At 70.2% G+C, this 18,788-nt stretch carries 17 protein-coding genes; 10 read left to right on the top strand and 7 right to left on the bottom strand.

Annotation, left to right across the window (positions count from 1 at the left end; genetic code table 11):
• The first annotated feature begins 26 nt into the window (after nucleotides 1-26).
• Nucleotides 27-1,622 carry an ABC-F family ATP-binding cassette domain-containing protein gene (locus V1227_RS17380; protein WP_329793629.1) on the top strand — a complete coding sequence of 532 codons (1,596 nt, stop codon included), beginning with the start codon at nucleotides 27-29 and terminating at the stop codon, nucleotides 1,620-1,622.
• Nucleotides 1,623-1,643: 21 nt separating this feature from the next.
• Here the strand turns inward: V1227_RS17380 and V1227_RS17375 are convergent, their stop codons facing one another.
• The 3 genes from V1227_RS17375 to rocD all read right to left on the bottom strand — a co-directional run bounded on the left by V1227_RS17375 (nucleotide 1,644) and on the right by rocD (nucleotide 4,806).
• A complete protein-coding gene (locus V1227_RS17375) occupies nucleotides 1,644-2,051 on the bottom strand; it encodes a GNAT family N-acetyltransferase (protein WP_329793628.1) in 408 nt (135 codons plus the stop codon).
• Nucleotides 2,052-2,095: 44 nt separating this feature from the next.
• Nucleotides 2,096-3,481: a DUF2252 domain-containing protein gene (locus tag V1227_RS17370; RefSeq protein ID WP_329793627.1), complete on the bottom strand. Its 1,386-nt coding sequence runs from the start codon at nucleotides 3,479-3,481 to the stop codon at nucleotides 2,096-2,098.
• A gap of 74 nt (nucleotides 3,482-3,555) precedes the next feature.
• Entirely contained in the window at nucleotides 3,556-4,806 is a 1,251-nt protein-coding gene (rocD, locus tag V1227_RS17365; RefSeq protein ID WP_329793626.1) for an ornithine--oxo-acid transaminase, read from the bottom strand.
• Between the two features lie 140 nt (nucleotides 4,807-4,946).
• On the opposite strand from rocD, the gene V1227_RS17360 reads away from it, so the two are divergent.
• The 8 genes from V1227_RS17360 to V1227_RS17325 all read left to right on the top strand — a co-directional run bounded on the left by V1227_RS17360 (nucleotide 4,947) and on the right by V1227_RS17325 (nucleotide 13,248).
• Nucleotides 4,947-5,777, top strand: coding sequence for a PPK2 family polyphosphate kinase (locus V1227_RS17360; RefSeq protein ID WP_329793625.1), 831 nt, complete (start codon nucleotides 4,947-4,949; stop codon nucleotides 5,775-5,777).
• A gap of 162 nt (nucleotides 5,778-5,939) precedes the next feature.
• Nucleotides 5,940-6,995 carry a lactonase family protein gene (locus V1227_RS17355; protein ID WP_329793624.1) on the top strand — a complete coding sequence of 352 codons (1,056 nt, stop codon included), beginning with the start codon at nucleotides 5,940-5,942 and terminating at the stop codon, nucleotides 6,993-6,995.
• 149 nt (nucleotides 6,996-7,144) lie between these two features.
• Nucleotides 7,145-7,912 carry a HipA family kinase gene (locus tag V1227_RS17350; RefSeq protein ID WP_329793623.1) on the top strand — a complete coding sequence of 256 codons (768 nt, stop codon included), beginning with the start codon at nucleotides 7,145-7,147 and terminating at the stop codon, nucleotides 7,910-7,912.
• A complete protein-coding gene (locus V1227_RS17345; RefSeq protein ID WP_329793622.1) occupies nucleotides 7,896-8,282 on the top strand; it encodes a DUF3037 domain-containing protein in 387 nt (128 codons plus the stop codon). Before V1227_RS17350 ends, V1227_RS17345 begins: the two co-directional genes overlap by 17 nt.
• A gap of 76 nt (nucleotides 8,283-8,358) precedes the next feature.
• The gene (locus tag V1227_RS17340; RefSeq protein ID WP_329793621.1) at nucleotides 8,359-9,378 is read left to right on the top strand and encodes an LCP family protein; all 1,020 of its coding nucleotides are present in this window, start codon (nucleotides 8,359-8,361) and stop codon (nucleotides 9,376-9,378) included.
• 291 nt (nucleotides 9,379-9,669) lie between these two features.
• Nucleotides 9,670-10,401, top strand: coding sequence for a 3-hydroxybutyrate dehydrogenase (locus V1227_RS17335; RefSeq protein ID WP_329793620.1), 732 nt, complete (start codon nucleotides 9,670-9,672; stop codon nucleotides 10,399-10,401).
• A gap of 10 nt (nucleotides 10,402-10,411) precedes the next feature.
• Nucleotides 10,412-11,704: an MFS transporter gene (locus V1227_RS17330; RefSeq protein ID WP_329793619.1), complete on the top strand. Its 1,293-nt coding sequence runs from the start codon at nucleotides 10,412-10,414 to the stop codon at nucleotides 11,702-11,704.
• Nucleotides 11,701-13,248, top strand: coding sequence for a helix-turn-helix domain-containing protein (locus V1227_RS17325; protein WP_329793618.1), 1,548 nt, complete (start codon nucleotides 11,701-11,703; stop codon nucleotides 13,246-13,248). The genes V1227_RS17330 and V1227_RS17325 overlap by 4 nt, the downstream gene beginning before the upstream one ends.
• Before the next feature lie 76 nt (nucleotides 13,249-13,324).
• Here the strand turns inward: V1227_RS17325 and V1227_RS17320 are convergent, their stop codons facing one another.
• From V1227_RS17320 to V1227_RS17305, 4 genes are all read right to left on the bottom strand, one after another.
• Nucleotides 13,325-14,806, bottom strand: a complete 1,482-nt coding sequence (locus tag V1227_RS17320; protein ID WP_329793617.1) for a GMC family oxidoreductase — start codon at nucleotides 14,804-14,806, stop codon at nucleotides 13,325-13,327.
• Nucleotides 14,803-16,242, bottom strand: a complete 1,440-nt coding sequence (locus V1227_RS17315) for an aldehyde dehydrogenase family protein (protein ID WP_329793616.1) — start codon at nucleotides 16,240-16,242, stop codon at nucleotides 14,803-14,805. The genes V1227_RS17320 and V1227_RS17315 overlap by 4 nt, the downstream gene beginning before the upstream one ends.
• Nucleotides 16,243-16,323: 81 nt before the next feature.
• Nucleotides 16,324-17,427 (bottom strand): NAD(P)/FAD-dependent oxidoreductase, encoded by a 1,104-nt coding sequence (locus tag V1227_RS17310; protein WP_329793615.1) that lies wholly within the window; start codon nucleotides 17,425-17,427, stop codon nucleotides 16,324-16,326.
• The gene (locus tag V1227_RS17305; protein WP_329793614.1) at nucleotides 17,424-17,744 is read right to left on the bottom strand and encodes a bifunctional 3-phenylpropionate/cinnamic acid dioxygenase ferredoxin subunit; all 321 of its coding nucleotides are present in this window, start codon (nucleotides 17,742-17,744) and stop codon (nucleotides 17,424-17,426) included. Before V1227_RS17305 ends, V1227_RS17310 begins: the two co-directional genes overlap by 4 nt.
• Nucleotides 17,745-17,863: 119 nt before the next feature.
• Here V1227_RS17305 and V1227_RS17300 point away from each other — a divergent pair, with 119 nt between their 5' ends.
• Nucleotides 17,864-18,634: an IclR family transcriptional regulator gene (locus V1227_RS17300; RefSeq protein ID WP_329793613.1), complete on the top strand. Its 771-nt coding sequence runs from the start codon at nucleotides 17,864-17,866 to the stop codon at nucleotides 18,632-18,634.
• The last annotated feature ends 154 nt before the right edge of the window (nucleotides 18,635-18,788 follow it).

Raw genomic sequence — 18,788 nt, 5'->3', positions numbered from 1 at the left:
GCGGCACGTCCCCGACCATCTGCTGCGTGGGTTTTCTGGAAGCGAACGGGCTCGCGTACTCCCTGCCCGACGGCAGGGAGCTGTTCCGCGACGTGTCGTTCAAGGTGGGCGGCGGAACCGTGGTCGCGCTGGTGGGCGCGAACGGCGTCGGCAAGACGACGCTGCAGCGGATCCTGTCGGGTGAGCTCACCCCGAAGCGCGGCAGCGTGCACGTGCAGGGCGGGCTCGCGGTGATGCCGCAGTTCATCGGCTCGGTCCGCGACGACAGCCTCGTGCGCGACCTGCTGCTCTCCGTCGCACCCCCGGCGTTGCGGGCCGCCGCGCGGGAGCTCGACGACTCCGAGCTCGCGCTGATGGACACCGACGACGAGGCCGCCCAGATGCGGTACGCCAACGCCCTCACCGCCTACGGCGAGGCGGGCGGGTACGACGTCGAGGTCCTCTGGGACACCGTCACCGTCGCCGCCCTGGGCCTGCCCTACGACCGGGCCCGGTTCCGCGAGGTCCGCACGCTCTCCGGCGGCGAGCAGAAACGCCTGGTCCTCGAAGCGCTGCTGCGCGGCCACGAGCAGGTCCTGCTGCTCGACGAGCCCGACAACTACCTCGACGTCCCCGGCAAGCGCTGGCTGGAGGACCGCCTCCGCGCGACCGACAAGGCCGTGCTCGTCGTCAGCCACGACCGCGAGCTGCTCGCCGGCGCCGCCACGCACGTCGTCACCGTCGAGGCGCACTCCGCCTGGACGCACGCCGGCTCGTTCTCCACCTGGCACGCCGCCCGCGCGAAACGCATCGAGAAGCTCCTCGAAGAACACCGCCGTTGGAACGAGGAGCACGAGCGCCTTCGTGAGCTCGTGCGCACTCTCCAACAACAGGCCAAGTACTCCGAGGCGATGGCGCCCAAGTACCGCGTGATGGCAGCACGTCTGCAACGGTTCGAGGAGGCCGGTCCTCCTCCGGAGATCCCCTCGGACGAGAAGGTCACCCCTCGGCTGAAGGGCGGCCGTACCGGCGTTCGCGCGATCACGTGCGAGGAGCTGGAACTGACCGGGCTGATGAAGCCGTTCTCGCAGGAGATCTTCTTCGGCGACCGGGTCGCGGTCCTCGGCTCCAACGGCTCCGGCAAGAGCCACTTCCTGCGGCTGCTCGGCGGCGACGAGGTCCGGACCACCGGCGCGTGGAGGCTCGGCGCCCGCGTCGTACCGGGCCTCTTCGCGCAGACGCACGAGCACCCGGAGTGGCTCGGCCGCACGCTCGTGGACATCCTCTGGCACGGCGAGGGCCGGCGGCCCGGCCGCGACCGGGGCGCCGCGATGGCGGTGCTGCAGCGCTACGGCCTGCACCACGCCGGTGACCAGCGCTTCGAGAACCTCTCCGGCGGACAGCAGGCGCGGTTCCAGATCCTGCTGCTGGAGCTGTCCGGGGCGACGTTGCTGCTGCTCGACGAGCCCACCGACAACCTCGACCTCGCGTCGGCGGAGGCGTTGCAGAACGCTCTGAACGACTTCGAGGGGACAGTGGTGGCGGTGACGCACGACCGGTGGTTCGCGAGGTCGTTCGACCGGTTCCTGCACTTCCGGGCGGACGGCCGGGTGTCCGAAGTGGACGAGCCGGTCTGGACCTAGTGGCGCGTCTGCGCCACGCCACTAGCCGAGGTCCCAGCTGACGAACGCGCCGTCGTCCACCGATCCGCCCGCCTTGCGGTAGGTGGCCTGCGCCGCCGCGTCACCCGCGGCGGTGCCGGTCCACATCGCGTAACAGCCCCGTTGCACCGCAAGGGCTTTCAACGCCTCGACGAGCGCCGTGCCGATGCCGCGCCGCAGGAAGGAGTCGTGCACGCCCAGCTCGTAGAGGAACATCTCGGTGCCCTTGTCCGGGTGCGTCGTCTCCACCCCGGACACGAACCCCGCCGGCTGGTCGTCCACGTAGGCGATCAGCAGGTGGCTGTGGTCCTGCGCCAGGAACCGGGCGGTCGCGTCCGGCCGCGGCGGCGCGTCGAACAGGTGCGCGGCGGCGGCCACGTCGTCGGGGGAGGCGGCGCGGCGGATCTTCATGCGGCCAGGCTAGGTCACCTGCGCGGCGGGAGCGGGAAGGCGCGTCAGCGGTGTTCGACGTGCGCGGGCAGCTTCCCGTTCCTGACGAGCCTGGTCAGCTCCTCGTGGTCGGCCTCGGTCCGGTCGGCGTAGTCGAACGCGTACCGGGCGAAGGCGTCGTCGAGGTCCTCGCCGCCGCCGTTCTGGAAGTACCCGGCGAGCAGCCGCGGGTCGAGCGAGCGCGTGTGTGCGCGGGCCAGCAGGGCTCCCGCGAACCGGCCGTAGTCGTCGAGGTCGTCGCGCTTCAGGGCGGTCGGGTCGATGCCGCCCTTGCGGTTGCGGAACTGCCGCACGATGAACGGGCGGCCCTCGATCGTCGTCCAGCCGAGCAGGATGTCGGTCTCGGCCTGGACGAGGCGTGCGCCGTGCACGATGCGCTTGCCGTCGTGCTTGGGGTGCTCGACGTCGAGGAACGGCTTCAGGGCGGACGGGCGCGCTTCCTTCGCCTGCAGGACGAGGGCCTCGGAGCCGTTGCCGTGCAACAGGACGAGGTAGTTGCGCAGGCCGACGCTGCCGGTGCCGACGACGCGGAAGGCGACGTCCGAGACGCCGTAGCGCATGATCAGGTTGCGGCGGGATTCGCGCAGGCTGTCCACGTAGGACGGCAGTGCGCCGATCACCGCGTCGGCGGTCGCGGGGGAGACGTCGGTGAAGGTCGGCGGGTTCGTGACGAAGCGCCACTTCTCGCCGTCGTGCGTTGTCCACTTCGCCGCGAACCGGGCGCTGGTGTTCCTGCGGGACTTCTCGGCGGCCTTGGAGAAGTCGTTCATCAGGTCGTCGGCCTTGACCTTCGACAGCGTGGACTGGTCGCCCAGGGCGCTCCACGAGTCCATGAACGGCATGTCCGCGAGGCGCTTGATCACCGCGCGGTAGGCGCTCACGGCGTCCTCGGCGGCGTCGCGGCAGCCCTTGTCCGACACGCCACCGACGCGGCCGGCCAGCACCAGGGACGCCACGAGCCGCTTGAGGTCCCACTCCCACGGGCCGGGGAGGGTCTCGTCGAAGTCGTTGATGTCCATGACGATCTGGCCCTCGGGCGTGCCGTAGAGGCCGAAGTTCGCCGCGTGTGCATCACCGCACAACTGAGCGTGCAGGCCGGTGACGCACCCGGCGGCGAGGTCGCCCGCCTGCAGCCCGGCCGCGCCGCGGAAGAACGCGAAGGGGTTGGCGAGCATCCGCCCCACCCGCAGCGGGACGAGGTGCTCGAGCCTGCCCTCGTTGCTGGCGCGCACGTACTCCAGAACGGACGGGCGTGCGCCGGCCAGCGACATCGGGCGGTGCGCCTTGAAGTCCACTGAGGACAGCAATGCGCGCCCCTTGGCGTAGACCTCTTCCGGCTCGACCCACCTGCCCAGCGCGGCAGCGGCCTCGGCACGCACCCGTTCACCCATACGAGTCATGATGCACGCGACGGACGGGCGAAGAGGCCCGTCCGTCGCAACTGTGACCTGGTCAGGCCCGAGAATCACCCCAAACCGGGACGAACGACCTCCGCGATGGCCCGGACGCCCAGGTCGATCTCGTCCCTGGTGATCACCAGCGGCGGCGCGACGCGCAACGTCGACGCGTGCGTCTCCTTGCACAGCACCCCACGGGTGGCCAGGGCCTCGGACGCGGCACGGCCGACCGGGCCGCCGGGCGCGATCTCGACGCCCGCCCACAGCCCGCGGCCGCGCACCTCGGCGATGCCGTGGCCGACGAGCTTGCCCAGCTCCGCGTGCAGGTACGCGCCGAGCGAGCGGGAACGCTCCTGGAACTCCCCGGTCGCGAGCAGCCGGACGACGCCGCGGCCCACGGCGCAGGCGAGCGGGTTGCCGCCGAACGTCGACCCGTGCTCACCGGGCTTGAGCACGCCCAGCACCGCGCGCGAGCCGACCACCGCGGACACCGGCAGGATGCCGCCGCCGAGCGCCTTGCCGAGCGTGTAGAGGTCGGCGCGCACGCCCTCGTGGTCGAGCGCGAACAGCTCGCCGGTGCGCCCGAGGCCCGACTGGATCTCGTCGGCGATCATCAGCACGTCGTTCTCGTCGCACAGGCGCCGGATCCCGGCGAGGTAGCCGGCGGGCGGCACGACGACGCCGGCCTCGCCCTGGATCGGCTCGAGCAGCACGGCGGCGGTGCGCGGGGTGATCGCGGACTCGACCTCGTCCAGCGCCCCGTACTTCACGACCTTGAACCCGGGCGTGAACGGGCCGAAGTCGTTGCGCGCGGTCTCATCGGTCGAGAACGACACGATCGTCGTGGTGCGGCCGTGGAAGTTCGACCCGGCGACGATGATCTCGGCGGTGCCCTCCGGCACGCCCTTGACCCGGTAGGCCCACTTGCGCGCGACCTTGATCGCGGACTCGACCGCCTCGGCGCCGGAGTTCATCGCGAGCACCATCTCGGTGCCGGTCAGGGCGGCCAGCTCGCGGCAGAACAGGCCGAACTGGTCGTGGTGGAACGCGCGGCTGGTCAGCGTGACGCGGCCGAGCTGCTCGACGGCGGCGTCCACCAGGGCGGGGTGGCGGTGCCCGAAGTTGAGCGACGAGTAGCCCGACAGGAAGTCCAGGTAGCGGCGGCCCTCGACGTCGGTGACCCACGCCCCCTCGCCGTGCGAGATGACCACCGGCAGCGGGTGGTAGTTGTGGGTGCTCCACTCTTCGTCGAGAGCGACGTAGTCAGCGCTGGCCAGGTTCATGGTTCCCGCGGTGTGGTGGTGGGCGGTGGCGGTCATCCTCCAAGGCTAGGGGCCGGAACAGGCGATTTCAGCCGTCAAGCATTGCGCATGGCCTCAGTTCGTTGCGTAGATTCGCCGACGAGCGGAGATGTCTTGCACAACAGGCAGACGCCGCGGTGGATAGCTACGGTCGGATGATGGTGAAGAAGTCGGTTCGTGACGCCCTGCGACTCGATCGGGTGGACCTCTCCACCCTCGACCCGGCCGGCCGCCCGATCGGCCCCAGGACCAAGAAGGAGGCGGCGGACGACCTCGTCGTCACGGGGGACGAGCTCGAGGCCCTGCAGGAGGCGCTCTACGCGGAGGACTCGCGCGCGGTGCTGCTCGTGCTGCAGGGCATGGACACCTCCGGCAAGGGCGGCGTGGTCAGGCACGTCATGGGCCTGGTCAACCCGCAGGGCGTGCGCATCGCGTCGTTCAAGAAGCCGACCGCCGCCGAGCTGCGGCACCACTACCTCTGGCGCATCCGCAAGGTCCTGCCCGACAAGGGCCACATCGGCGCGTTCGACCGCTCCCACTACGAGGACGTCCTCGTGCCGAAGGTCGAACGTCTGATCAACGCCGCCGAGCTGCGCAAGCGCTACAAGGAGATCAACGCGTTCGAACAGGAGCTCGCGGACTCCGGCATCACGCTGGTCAAGTGCTTCCTGCACATCTCGCCGGAGGTGCAGAAGGAACGGCTGCTCGCCCGCCTCGACGACCCGAAGAAGAACTGGAAGTACAACCCGGCCGACATCGACGTGCGGTCGAAGTGGTCGAAGTACCAGGACGCCTACACGCAGGCGTTGCGGAACTGCCGGGACACGCCCTGGTACGCCGTCCCGGCGGACCGCAAGTGGTACCGGAACTGGGCGATCAGCCGGCTGCTGCTGGAGACCCTGCGCGAGATGAACCCGACGTTCCCGCAGCCCGCCTTCGACCTGGAGGCCGAGAAGGCCCGCCTGGTGAACGACGACCCGCTGCGCTAGCCGCCGTTGCGCTGGACGCAATCTTGATCGTTCCTATTGCCTGGCCGCGACCGTCTGGGCCAGTGTGGAGCCACGCCGCCGAAGAGATCATCCGGAGGTGCGGACGTGGGTGTGGACCGGCGACGTTTTCTCGGAGCCATGGGCGTAGGAGCTGGACTGCTGATGACCGGAGGAACCGCCGAGGCGGCTGCCGCCACGCGGAGAGTCTTTTTCGGTGCCTACACGACGTGGAGCGGGGGCGCCGAGGGCATCGGCGTCGGCACCTACGACACCTCGAACGGCCAGCTGAGGACGACCGGCGTGATCCGCGGTGTGGTCAACCCGTCGTTCGTCGTCGAGTCGCGCGACGGCAGGTTCCTCTACGCCGTCAACGAGACCAGCCGGGGTGAGGTCACCGCGATCGACGCGGCCACGCTGGAGGTCGTCGGCAAGCAGCCGACCGGCGGCGCCGACCCGTGCCACCTGACGCTCGACCCCTCCGGGAAGTTCCTGGTCACGGCCGACTACTCGTCCGGCTCGCTGAGCGTCTTCCCGGTCGGCGCGGACGGCGGCCTCGGCGCGCGGACGCAGAAGGTGCAGCACCAGGGCTCCGGACCGAACAAGGAACGCCAGGAGGGCCCCCACGCGCACCACGTCGTGTTCGACGTGGCGGGCAGGTACGCGGCCGCCGTCGACCTCGGTGCCGACTCGGTGTTCGTCTACTCGCTGACCGGCGGGAAGCTGACCCGGGTCTCCCAGGCCAGGGTCAAGCCGGGTGCCGGGCCGCGGCACATCGCGTTCCACCCGGACGGCAAGACCGCGTACGTGGCGAACGAGCTGGACTCGACCATCGTGACCTGCTCCTACGCGAACGGGACGCTCACGCCGGGCCAGGTGCTCCCCACCGTGCCGTCCGGCAGCCCGACGAACTACCCGGCCGAGGTCCTGGTGTCGGCGGACGGCAAGCACGTCTACCTGTCGAACCGGGGACACGACAGCATCGCGCACTTCGCGGTCTGCGGGTCCGGGCTGTCCCTGGTCGGCCACACGCCCGTCGGCGGCAGGTACCCGCGGCACATCACGTTCGACCCGACCGGGTCGTTCCTCTTCGCCGCCAACCAGAACTCGAACAACGTCACGTCGTTCGCGGTGGACCGGGCGACCGGGAAGCTGACCCCGTCCGGGACCCCGCTGCAGACCCCCATCCCGGTCTGCGTGCTGCCCGCACGACGGGGCTGACGCCCTCCTGACCGACTGTCCACAGTGGTACTCCGCCCGGCGTGCCGGCGACGTGCACGCCAGGCGGCCCACGGCGGGTGCTCGTCGTCACCGCCGGCCAACGGCATATTCGGCTCGGCTTCGGGGCGCGTTCGTGTGATCATGCGCGGGTGAGTTCTCTGAGGGAGGTCACGGCCACCCGGTACGTGACGCCGTTCCGCGAGGGCGGGTCGATGCCGGGTCTGGTCGAGGCCGACGACCTGGGCATGTACGTGGTGAAGTTCCGCGGCGCGGGACAGGGCGTGAAGGTCCTGGTCGCCGAGGTCGTCGTCGGCGAGCTGGCGCGACGGCTGGGCTTCCGCATACCGGAGATCGTCCTCGTGCACCTCGACCCGGAGCTGGCGCGCGCGGAACCCGACCAGGAGGTCCAGGAGCTGCTGCGGGCCAGCGGCGGGCTCAACCTCGGCCTCGACTACCTGCCAGGCTCGTTCGACTTCAACCCGGTCGTGCGCGACCCCGGCGCCGGGCTCGCGACGAAGCTGCTGTGGTTCGACGCCCTGGTGCTCAACGTCGACCGCAGCTGGCGCAACCCGAACATGCTGCTGTGGCACCGCGAGCCGTGGCTCATCGACCACGGCGCCGCGCTGTACTTCCACTACTCGTGGAGCGAGGACCGCCCGGCCACCAGGGACTACCGCTACGACGCCTCCGACCACGCGATGCTGCCGAGCGCCGCCGCGCTGTCCGAAGTGGACTCGGAGATGGCGGGGCGGATCACGCCGGCGCTGCTCGACGAGGTGCTCGCGCTCGTCCCCGATTCCTGGCTCGAAGGCGACCCGGCCGAACTCCGCCGCCGCTACAAGGACTTCTTCACCTACCGCCTCGCTCACCGCGGCTGGGTCGACTCGCTGGAGGCCGCGCGTGCCGCACGTGTTTGAGTACGCGCTGCTGCGGGCCGTCCCGCGGCAGGAGCGCGGCGAGTTCATGAACGTCGGCGTCATCGTCTACTGCGCGCCGCTGGACTTCCTGTGCGCGAAGACCCATGTGGACGGAGACCGGTTGCGCGCGCTCGACCCGCACCTCGACGTGGAGACGCTCGAAAGCAGCCTCGCGCACCTCACCCGCTCGTGCGACGGCAGCCCCGACGCCGGTCCGGTCAGCAGGACCACGGTGGGGCAGCGGTTCCGGTGGCTGACGGCGCCGCGCAGCACCATCGTCCAGACGTCGCCGGCTCACACCGGGTGGACCGACGACCCGTCCGCCGAGGTCACCCGCCTTTTCGAGGCGTTGGTGCTGCCACCCCGGTAGGTTTCCTCGCAACCTGACGGGACGAACGGCGTCCCTAGTTGCAAAGCGGAACTGAAGCGATCGGGGTTGGCGACACATGAGCGCTGGGTATCACCACGGCTACCAGCAGCCGCGGCGGCCCATGCCGCCGCAGCGGCCGATGAGGAAGAAGAGGCGTCCCGGACGCGTCATCCTGGTGCTGCTGCTCGTCCTGGTGCTGGGCACGGTCGGGTTCGCGTTCTACGTGGACTCGACGCTGACCCGGATCAACGCGCTGCCGGACTACGCGGGCCGCCCCGCCGAGACGCCGGGCACCACGTGGCTGCTCGTCGGGTCGGACGCGCGGGAAGGCCTGACGCAGGAGCAGAAGGACGCGCTCGCCACCGGTGACGCCGCGGGCCGGCGCACCGACACCATCATGATGCTGCACCTGCCCGACAACAGCGCCGCCAAGCCGGTGCTGCTGTCGATCCCGCGCGACTCCTACGTCCCGATCCCGCAGAACGGCCGCAACAAGGTCAACGCGGCGTACGCGTTCGGCGGGCCGCAGATGCTCGTGCAGACCGTCGAGGGCGCGACCGGCGTGCGGATCGACCACTACATGGAGATCGGCTTCGGCGGGTTCTCCGACATGGTCGACGCGGTCGGCGGTGTGGACCTCTGCCTCGACCAGCCGATCAAGGACCCGCTCGCCGGCATCGACCTGCCCGCGGGCTGCCAGGAGCTCGACGGGCCGCAGGCGCTCGGCTTCGTCCGGACGCGCGCGTTCGCGACCGCCGACCTGCAGCGCGTGCAGAACCAGCGGCAGTTCCTGTCCGCGTTGTTCACCAAGGTCAAGAGCCCGGCCACGCTGGCGAACCCGTTCCGCGTCATCCCTTTGATGAACGCGGCCTCGGGTGCGGTGTCGGTCAACGAGGACGACCACGTCTGGCACCTCGCGAGCGTCGCGCTCAACATGGGCGACGCCACCAGCGGAACGGTGCCGGTCGGTTCCACGCCGACGGTGCCCGGTGCGGGCTCGGTCGTGCAGTGGAACAAGGAGAAGGCCTCGCAGCTCTTCGACCTGATCAGCAAGGACGAGCCGGTGCCCGCCGAGCTGATCGCCCCTCCGAAGTAGCTACTGCCCGTCGGCCTCGGGTGTGGGCTCCGAGCCGGTCAAACCGGCCTCCTGCGCGATGCTTTCGAGCTCGCGCAGGAGGTCGTCGTAAATAGGCGTGGTCGACATGGGTACAGCCCCCTCGTGCGGATCTTCCCCCGTTCAGGTGACGGGAGCTTACGCCCCTGCAGCCACCCTCCCGGCAGATATGCCTCCTAAACGCTAAATGGTGGCTAAAGCCACCTGCTGACCAGGCGTTGTGTGGGTCGACCACATGTCGATGACGCCTTGTGACGCCTACCGTTTCCGGTCATGTCGAGTGTCACGGGTCACAGCGCGCTGGTCACCGGAGCCGCGAGCGGCATCGGTCTGGCCTGCGCCCGCGCACTGGCCGCCGAAGGTGCCAAAGTCCACCTGGCCGACCGCGACCCCGGCGTCCTCGCCCTCGCCGAGGAGCTCGGCGGTGTCGGGCACGTGCTCGACCTGACCGGTCCGGTCGACGCATTGCCCGGCGAGATCGACATCCTCGTCAACAACGCCGGCGTGCAGCACGTCGCCCCCATCCAGGAGTTCCCCGCCGAGCGCTTCTCGGCGATGGTCGAGCTCATGCTCGGGGCGGCGTTCCGGCTCACCCGGCACGTGCTGCCGCACATGTACGACCGCGGCTGGGGCCGGCTGGTCCACATCTCCAGCGTGCACGGGATGCGCGCGTCCGCCTTCAAGTCCGCCTACGTGGCCGCGAAGCACGGCCTGGAGGGGTTCTCCAAGGTCGCCGCGCTCGAGGGCGCGCCGCACGGCGTCACGTCGAACTGCGTGCAGCCCGGCTACGTGCGGACCCCGTTGGTGGAGAAGCAGATCGCCGACCAGGCGAAGGTGCACGGCATCGCCGCCGAGGACGTGACCTCCCGGATCTTCCTGCAGCGCAGCGCGGTCAAGCGGCTGATCGAGCCCTCCGAGGTGGCGTCGGCCGTGCTGTGGTTGTGCGACAACAGTTTTGTCACCGGTACGTCGTTGGCCGTCGACGGCGGCTGGTCAGCTCAATGAGGAGTTGTCGATGATCAAAAAAGTGGTGGGTGCCTCGCTCATCGGGACAACTGTCGAGTGGTACGACTTCTTCCTCTACGGGTCGGCCGCCGCTCTGGTGTTCAACAAGTTGTTCTTCCCGACCGCGGACCCGCTGACCGGCACGCTGCTCGCGTTCACCACGTACGCGATCGGCTTCCTGGCGCGCCCGCTCGGTGGCCTCGTCTTCGGCCACTACGGGGATCGCCTGGGGCGCAAGAAGCTGCTCGTGCTGTCGCTGCTGCTGATGGGTGGCGCGACGATGCTGATGGGCGTGCTGCCGACGTACGCGTCGGTGGGTGTCCTGGCGCCGTTGCTGCTGACGTTGCTGCGCCTGGTGCAGGGCTTCGCGCTCGGTGGCGAGTGGGGCGGGGCCGTGCTGATCGTGTCGGAGCACGGTGACTCGAAGCGACGCGGGTTCTGGGCGTCGTGGCCGCAGGCGGGCGCGCCGGGCGGCAACCTGCTGGCGACCGGTGTGCTGGCGGTGCTGGCGGCGGTGCAGTCGGACGAGCAGTTCCTCGCGTGGGGCTGGCGGATCCCGTTCCTGCTCTCGGGTCTGCTGGTCGTGATCGGCCTGTGGATCCGCCTGCAGGTGGCCGAGTCCCCGGTCTTCCTGGCCGCGCAGGAGAGGGCGGCCAAGGAGCCCAGGCAGGAGAAGGCGCCGGTCCTCGAGCTGCTGAAGCACAACTGGCGCGAGGTGCTGGTCGCGATGGGCGCCCGGCTCGCCGAGAACGTGTCGTACTACGTGATCACGGCGTTCATCCTCGTGTACGTGACGACCGGGCTCGGGCTGTCGAAGTCGGTGGGCCTCAACGCGGTGCTGATCGGCTCGGCGGTGCACCTGGTGACGATCCCGGTGTGGGGCCACCTGTCCGACCGGTTCGGGCGGAGGTCGATCTACCTCGTCGGCGCGGTGGGCATGGCCGTGTGGGTGTTCGCGTTCTTCGCGATGCTCGACACCAGGAACCCCGGGCTGATCGTCCTGGCGACGACGGTCGGTCTCGTGCTGCACGGCGCGATGTACGGGCCGCAGGCGGCGTTCTTCTCGGAGCTGTTCGGCACGCGGGTGCGCTACTCGGGCGCGTCGATCGGCTACCAACTCGCGTCCATCGCGGCCGGCGCGCTGGCCCCGCTGATCGCGACCGCGCTGCTGAAGGCGTACGGGTCGTCGTTCCCCATCTCGATCTACGTGGTGGCGATGTGCGTGCTGACCGTCGTCGCGGTGCTGGCCGCCCGTGAGACCCGTGGTGCGGACCTGGAGGAACGTGACAGGGTTGGGGTGTGACACGACGGCGTGAGGCCGAACTGGCGGCGTTGTTCGAGACCGCGTCCGAGCTCGCGGGCATGCGAGACCCGGACGCGGTGCTCCGCTCGATCGTGCGCAGGGCCCGGACGCTGCTCGGGACGGACGTCTCGTACCTGTCGATGAACGACCCGGCCGGCACCTACATGCGGGTGACGGACGGGTCGTTCTCGCCGTTGTTCCAGAAGGTGAGGCTCGGGCTCGGCGAGGGCCTGGGCGGGCTGGTCGCGCAGACGGCCCGGCCGTACGCGAGCTCGGACTACTTCGCCGACGCCCGCTTCAACCACACCCGGGCGATCGACTCGGCGGTGCGCGACGAGGGCCTCACGGCGATCCTGGGCGTGCCGCTCAAGCTCGGCTCGAAGGTCATCGGCGTGCTGTACGCGGCGGACCGGACGCCGCGCGAGTTCCCGCCGGAGGAAGTGGCGCTGCTGCAGTCGCTGGCCGACCACGCGGCGATCGCGATCGACACGGCGTCGTTGTTCGCCACGATCCAGTCGCACAACGAGGCCATGAAACGCGCCGAGGAAGCCCACGACCGCCTCACGGACCTGGTGCTGCGCGGTGGTTCCTCGGCGGAGGTGGCGGCGGCCGTGGGGGAGCTGCTCGGCGGGCCGGTCGAGGTGCTGGAGACGGTGCCCACGCCCGCGGTGCGCGCCAACGGGCGGGCCGTGCTGCTCGGCGACGTGTGGGTGTGCGCGGTGCTGGCGGGCTCGGAGCTGCTCGGCGGGATCGCGCTCTCGCGCCGCCCGGACCTCCCGGACGCCGACCGGCGGGTGTTCGAGCGGTCGGCGGCGGTGACCGCGTTGCTGTTGCTGCTGCGGCGCACCGTGGCCGAGGCGGAGAACAAGGTCCGCGGTGAGCTGATCACCGACATCCTCGACGGCCGGGACGCCACCGGTCTGCTCGTGCGGGCGCGCCGGGTCGGCATCGAGCTGAGCGACCCGCACGTGGTGCTGGTGGCGGACGGGAACCTGTCCGGCGCGACGCACTACGCGTCGGTCCACAGAGGACTGGCGGGCTCGCGCGGCCGGGACGTCGTGCTGGCGCTGCCCTCGACGTCCACGGACGTCGCCCGGGACGTGGCCAAGGCGCTGGACGCGACGGTCGGCGCGTGCGGACCGGTCGCGGGACCCCGGGCGATCGCGGCGGCCTACGAGGAGGCGCGGCGGTGCCTGAAGGCGTTGCGGCAGCTGGGCCGGGAGAAGGACGCCGCGACGATGGCCGACCTCGGGTTCGTCGGCGTGCTGCTGGGTGACCGCGCGGACGTGTCCGGGTACGTGCGGTCGGTGCTCGGCCCCGTGCTCGACTACGACTCCGAACGCGGCACGGAACTGGTGCACACGCTGGAGGTCTACTTCCGCTGCGGCGCGAACCTCAGCCGCGCCAAGGCCGAGCTGCACCTCCACGTCAACACGGTCACGCAACGGCTCGACCGCGTCACGTCGCTGCTCGGCGACTGGCAGTCGCCGGACCGCGTGCTGGAGGTGCAGCTCGCCCTGCGGTTGCTCCGCCTCCAGGGCTGACGCCGGCACCGCGGGCGCGCCGGACCCACGTCGTGCGCCGGCGTGGACCCGACGTCTTTCAGCCCGTCCCCGGCTGTCAGGCTCCTCGTGCTCCCCTGATCAGGTCCGCGGCGCGTTCCCCGATCATGAGCACCGTGACCATCGGGTTCACGGTGGGCATCGTGGGGAAGACGGACGCGTCGACGACCCGCAGGCCCTCCAGGCCGATGACCTTGAGGTCACCGTCCACAACGGACCCGATCGCGCACGTCCCGGCAGGGTGGTACACGGTGTGGGCCGCGCGCCGGCCGTACTCGGACAGCTCCTCGTCGCTCGTGACGTCCGGGCCGGGCGCGATCTCCCGCGCGAGCCAGGACTTCAGCGGTTCCCGCGCGGCGATCTCGCGGGCGATCTTGAAGCCGTCGACCAGCGTCTGCTCGTCGTAGCCGTCGGGGTGGGTGAAGTACCCGAAGTCGAGAGCGGGCTTCTCGGCGGGGCCGCTGGATTTCAGCCACAGCTTGCCCTTGCTGTGCGGCCGCGGGACGTTCGGCGTCATGCAGACCCCGTGCTCCACCTTCGGGTAGCCGAGGCGTTCGGTGTTGGTGGTGAACGGGATCTGGTAGAAGTGGAACATCAGGTCCGGCCGCGGGTCGGAGGGGTCACGCCGCAGGAACAGGCCCGCGTCGGAGTCCATCACCGAGTTCTCCGGCAACGGCTTCGTGGTCTCCCAGACGATGACGGACTCCGGGTGGTCGAGCAGGTTCTCGCCGACGCCGGGCAGGTCGTGCTTCGGCTCGATGCCGATGGCGCTGAGGTGCTCCGCGTCGCCGACGCCCGAGAGCATCAGCAGCCGCGGGGTGTCGATGGCGCCCGCGCAGAGCAGGACCTCCCTGTTCGCCTCGACGTAACCCCGGTCGGTGTGCACGCCGATCGCGCGCGTGCCGTCGAACTCGATCTTGCCCGCCCAGGTGTTCGGCAGCAGAGTCAGGTTGCCGCGACTGTCGAGGATCTCGTGCAGGTACGCGGTGGACGCCGAAGACCGCCGGTTGTTCTCCTCCGGGTGGTAGGCGACCGAGAAGAAGCCGACGCCGTCCTCGAAGGGCTTCGCGTTGAAGTCGTCGATCTCCGGGACGCCGGTGGCCTGCCGCGCCGCGGCGACGAAGTCCTCGGCGATGGGGTTCCGGTCCTTCTCGGCGACCGGGATGATGTTGAGCTGGACCTTGGCGTAGTACGGGCCGATCGCGTCCCACGTCCAGCCGTGGCCCCACTCGTCGAAGTCCTGCGGTAACGGGGTGAAGCAGATCAGCGTGTTGTGGCTGGAACACCCGCCGAGCACCTTCGCGCGGCTGTGCCGGATGTGGGAGTTGCCGCGCGGCTGCTCGACCGTCGGGTAGTCGTAGTCGTACTCGGTCCCGAGCAGGTTGATCCAGTTGCGCAGGTCGAGGATCTTCTCGTCGCCGACGTCGGAGGGCCCGCCCTCGATGACGGCGACCGTGACGTCCGGGTCCTCGGTGAGCCTCGCCGCGAGCACGCAGCCCGCCGTGCCGCCGCCGACGATCACGTAGTCGTGAGCGGTCACTTCGAGTCCCTTCGCGCGAACCAGTTCTGGGCTTGCGGCTTGAGGTTCTGGTACACGTGCTTGGGTTCGGTGTACTCGTGCAGACCGGCGATGCCGAGCTCGCGGCCGACACCGGAGCGCTTGAAGCCGCCCCACTCGGCCTGCGGCAGGTACGGGCCGAACTCGTTGATCCAGACCGTGCCGTGGCGGAGTTTCTTCGCGACGCGCTGCGCCTTGTCGAGGTCCTGGCTCCAGACACCGCCCGCGAGGCCGTACTCGGTGTCGTTGCCGAGGCGGACCGCCTCCTGCTCGGTCTCGAACCGTTCGGCGGTGATGATCGGGCCGAACGTCTCGTCCCGGACGAGCCTCATGTCGCTCGTGCAGTCCGCGTAGACCGTGGGGCGGAAGAAGAACCCGTTCTGCAGCTCGGGTTCGCCGGGCCGCTTGCCGCCGGCCTTGAGGGTCGCGCCCTCCTGCCTCGCGACCTCGACGTAGCTCTCGACCTTCGCGCGGTGCTCCTCGGAGACCAGCGGGCCGGACTCGGTGTCGGGGTCGACACCGTTGCCCAGCTTGACGAGGTCGGCTCGACGCGCGACCTCGTCCACGAAGTCGTCGTAGATGCTGCTGTGCACGAGGAGCCTGGTGCCCGACGAACAGACCTGGCCCGCGTGGAAGAACGCCGCCGTGAGCGCGTAGTCGACGGCGGTGTCGAGGTCGGCGTCCGCGAAGACGATGTTCGGGTTCTTGCCGCCGAGCTCGAGCGCGACCTTCTTCACGGTCTTCGCGGCCGAGGCCATGATCCGCCGGCCGGTCGCGAGGCTGCCGGTGAACGAGACCAGGTCGACGTCGGGGTGCTCGCTCAGCGGCGCGCCGACCTCCGGCCCGGTGCCGAGGACGAGGTTCGCGACCCCGTCGGGCACCCCGGCCTCGGCCAGCAGCTCGAACAGCCTGATCGTCGTGAGCGGCGTGATCTCGCTGGGCTTGGCCACCAGCGTGTTGCCCGCGAGCAGGGCCGGCGCGATCTTCCACGACATCTGCAGCAGCGGGTAGTTCCAGGGCGCGATCAGGCCGCAGACGCCGACGGGTTCGTAGTCGACGCGGCTGAGGACGTCGTCGGGGGCGCCCTGCACGATCTTCGGGTGCAGCAGCCCGGCGAGGTTGCCGTAGTAGCGGAACACGGAGACGACGTCGTCCACGTCGATGCGGCTCTCGACCAGCGTCTTGCCGGTGTCGAGCGTCTCGGTGAGGGCGATGTCCTCCTTGTCGCGCTCCAGCAGGTCCGCCACGTGGTGCAGCACCGCCGCGCGGTGCTCGGGGCTCGAGTGGGCCCAGTCGCCGTGGTCGAAGGCGGTCCTGGCCTTCGCGATCGCCTGGATCGCCTGGTCGCGGGTGTGGTCCTCGACCTCGGTGAGAACACTGCGGTCGAAGGGGTTGATGATCTGCCGCACCGGCGACACGGGGCCTCCCTGTTCGTCTGTCCACGAAGGACATGGGGGTGTTGCCGATCGCCGGTGGCGGTAAACCGTGACGACCGTCTCCTACTTCAGGTTCCTGCGCAGCCTCGTGAAGAGGCGCGCGTTGCTCATCGCCACGATGCCGACGACGTCCTCCGGGTTGTCGTCGTCCCGGTACGTCGCGACGAACTTCCTGTCCTGCACGGACCCGTCTTCGACGCGGACGTCCCGCGTCGCTCGCCCGATGAACTGGATTCGCACCCCGTACTGGTCGGACCAGACGTAACCACCGTTGGTGTGCGTGGCCACCGTCTCGCCCGCGAGCAGGTTGCGGGTGGCCACCTGGGCCTGCTCGGTCGCGGACGTCCAGTGCTCGGCGCGGTGTCCCGCGCAGTTCGCGACGTCGCCGACCGCGACGACGTTCCTGACGTTCGTCACGCCACCCGCGTCGCACAGCACGCCGTTGCCGAGGGCGACCGGTCCGCCGGCGAGCCAGTCCGTGGCCGGGCGCGTGCCGATGCCCGCGACGACGACGTCGGCGTCGACTCGACGCCCGTCGGCGAGGTTGATCGCACCGTCGACGTCGACTGAATCAACGTTGACTCCCGTGATCAACGTTGATCCGTGGTCGCTGTGCAGCTGTCCACACGCGGCGCCCATCTCGGCGCCGAGCACCCGCGTGAGCGGCGCGGGCAACGCCTCGACGACGGTGACGTCCTTGCCGAGCGCCCGTGCGCTGGAGGCGATCTCGGCCCCGATGAACCCGGCGCCGATGACACCGATGTGCTGCGCGCCGCCGAACGCGTCGCGCAGCGTGGTGGCGTCGTCGAGAGTGCGCAGGACGTGCGCGTTGGGGACCGTCCGCGGCAGGCCACCGGTCGCGATGACGATGCCGTCGGCGCAGACCGTCGAGTCGTCGCTGAGCGCGATCTCCCGCGTGGACAGCAGCCCGGTCGCCCGCACGCCCAAGCGCCACTCGGCGTCGAGCGCGTCGAGGTCCTCCTTGTCGGCGAGCGGCACTGCCTCCACCTTGCCGAGGAGGAAGTCCTTCGAGAGGGGAGGCCGGTCGTAGGGGAGATGGACCTCATCGCCGATGACGACGATCCGTCCGTCGAACCCCTGCTGGCGCAGTGCCTGCGCCGACCTCAGGCCGGCCAGTGATGCGCCGATGATCGCGATCGTCCTCACGCCACGTCCTCGTTCACCTCGACCCCGACATAGACCTCTCCATCTATAACCGAGACGGGATAGGTCTTCACCGGTCTTTTGGCGGGTGGACACGTCGGCTCGCCCGTGCGGAGGTCGAAGCTCGCGGCGTGCAGCGGGCACTCGACGAAGCACCCCTCCAGCCACCCCTCGCTGAGCGAGGCGTCCTGGTGGGTGCAGGTGTCGTCGATGGCGTAGAGGTCGCCGCCCGCGTTGAAGACGGCGATCGGCACGGGTGGGCCGACGACGCGAACCGCCTCCCCGGGGGGCAGGTCCACGAGAGCGCAGGCGCGGATCATCGTCGGCCTCCGTTGCGTGACACGGCACACGTTCCGAATGACGCAACACAATGTGGGCCTCGGACGACCCGCCGTCAAGAGTCCACCAGGTTGTTTTACCTGTCGATTACTGTTGCGCGATGAGCAACTCCGCCTCGGCAGCTCAGGTGCAGTCCGTGGACAGGGCCATCAGCGTGCTCGAACTCCTCGCCCGGGGCGAGGCGGGCATCACCCAGATCGCCGGTGAGCTGGGCGTGCACAAGTCGACGGTGTCCAGACTCGTCTCCGTGCTGGAGGCGCGCGGCCTGGTGGAGCAGCTCGGCGAAAGGGGCAAGTACGCCATCGGGTTCGGGGTCGTGCGCCTCGCCGGCGCCGCCACCGGCCGCATGGACCTGACCAAGCTCGGCCAGCCCGTCTGCCAGAGCCTCGCGGACTCGTTCGGCGAGACCGTCAACATCGCCGTGCACGACGGCGGCGTCGCCATCAACATCACCCAGGCCCGCGGCTCCGCGGCCGTGTCCGCCGTGAACTGGATCGGCCAGCGCACACCCCTGCACGCCACGTCGTCCGGCAAGGTCCTGCTCGCGCACCTCCCCGAGGACGAACGCCGCCGCCTGGTCTCGCTGCCGCTCGACGCCTACACCGAGAACACCGTCGTGGACGGCTCGAAGCTGCTCGCGGAGCTGGAGGAGGTCGCGGCGAAGGGGTACGCGTCCTGCTTCGAGGAACTGGAGCTGGGGCTGCACGCCGTGGCCGTCCCGGTGCGCGGGCACCGGGGCGAGGTGGTCGCGGCGATGAGCGCGTCCGGGCCCTCGTACCGGTTGTCGCGGCAGCGGGTGGACGAGATCGTGCCGGCGATGTCCACGGCGGCGGCGGACCTCTCGGCGCAGCTCGGCTACTTCGCGGGCTGAGCCCGCCAGGGCAGCGGCCACGCCGGTCCGGGGCTCGCGGTGGTGTCCGGCGAGTCCCCGGTGCGCGAACGGCGGTATTGACAGCGGATCCGCCGAGCCGCAGTTTGTTGCTGATAGCGGAACGAGTTCTGCGATTCGCAACTGCGGCGAAGGG

Source organism: Lentzea sp. DG1S-22, assembly GCF_036321065.1.
Classification (GTDB): domain Bacteria; phylum Actinomycetota; class Actinomycetes; order Mycobacteriales; family Pseudonocardiaceae; genus Lentzea; species Lentzea jiangxiensis.
The sequence above is the reverse complement of the archived record's forward strand: the minus strand, read 5'-3'. Positions and strand labels throughout refer to the sequence as shown.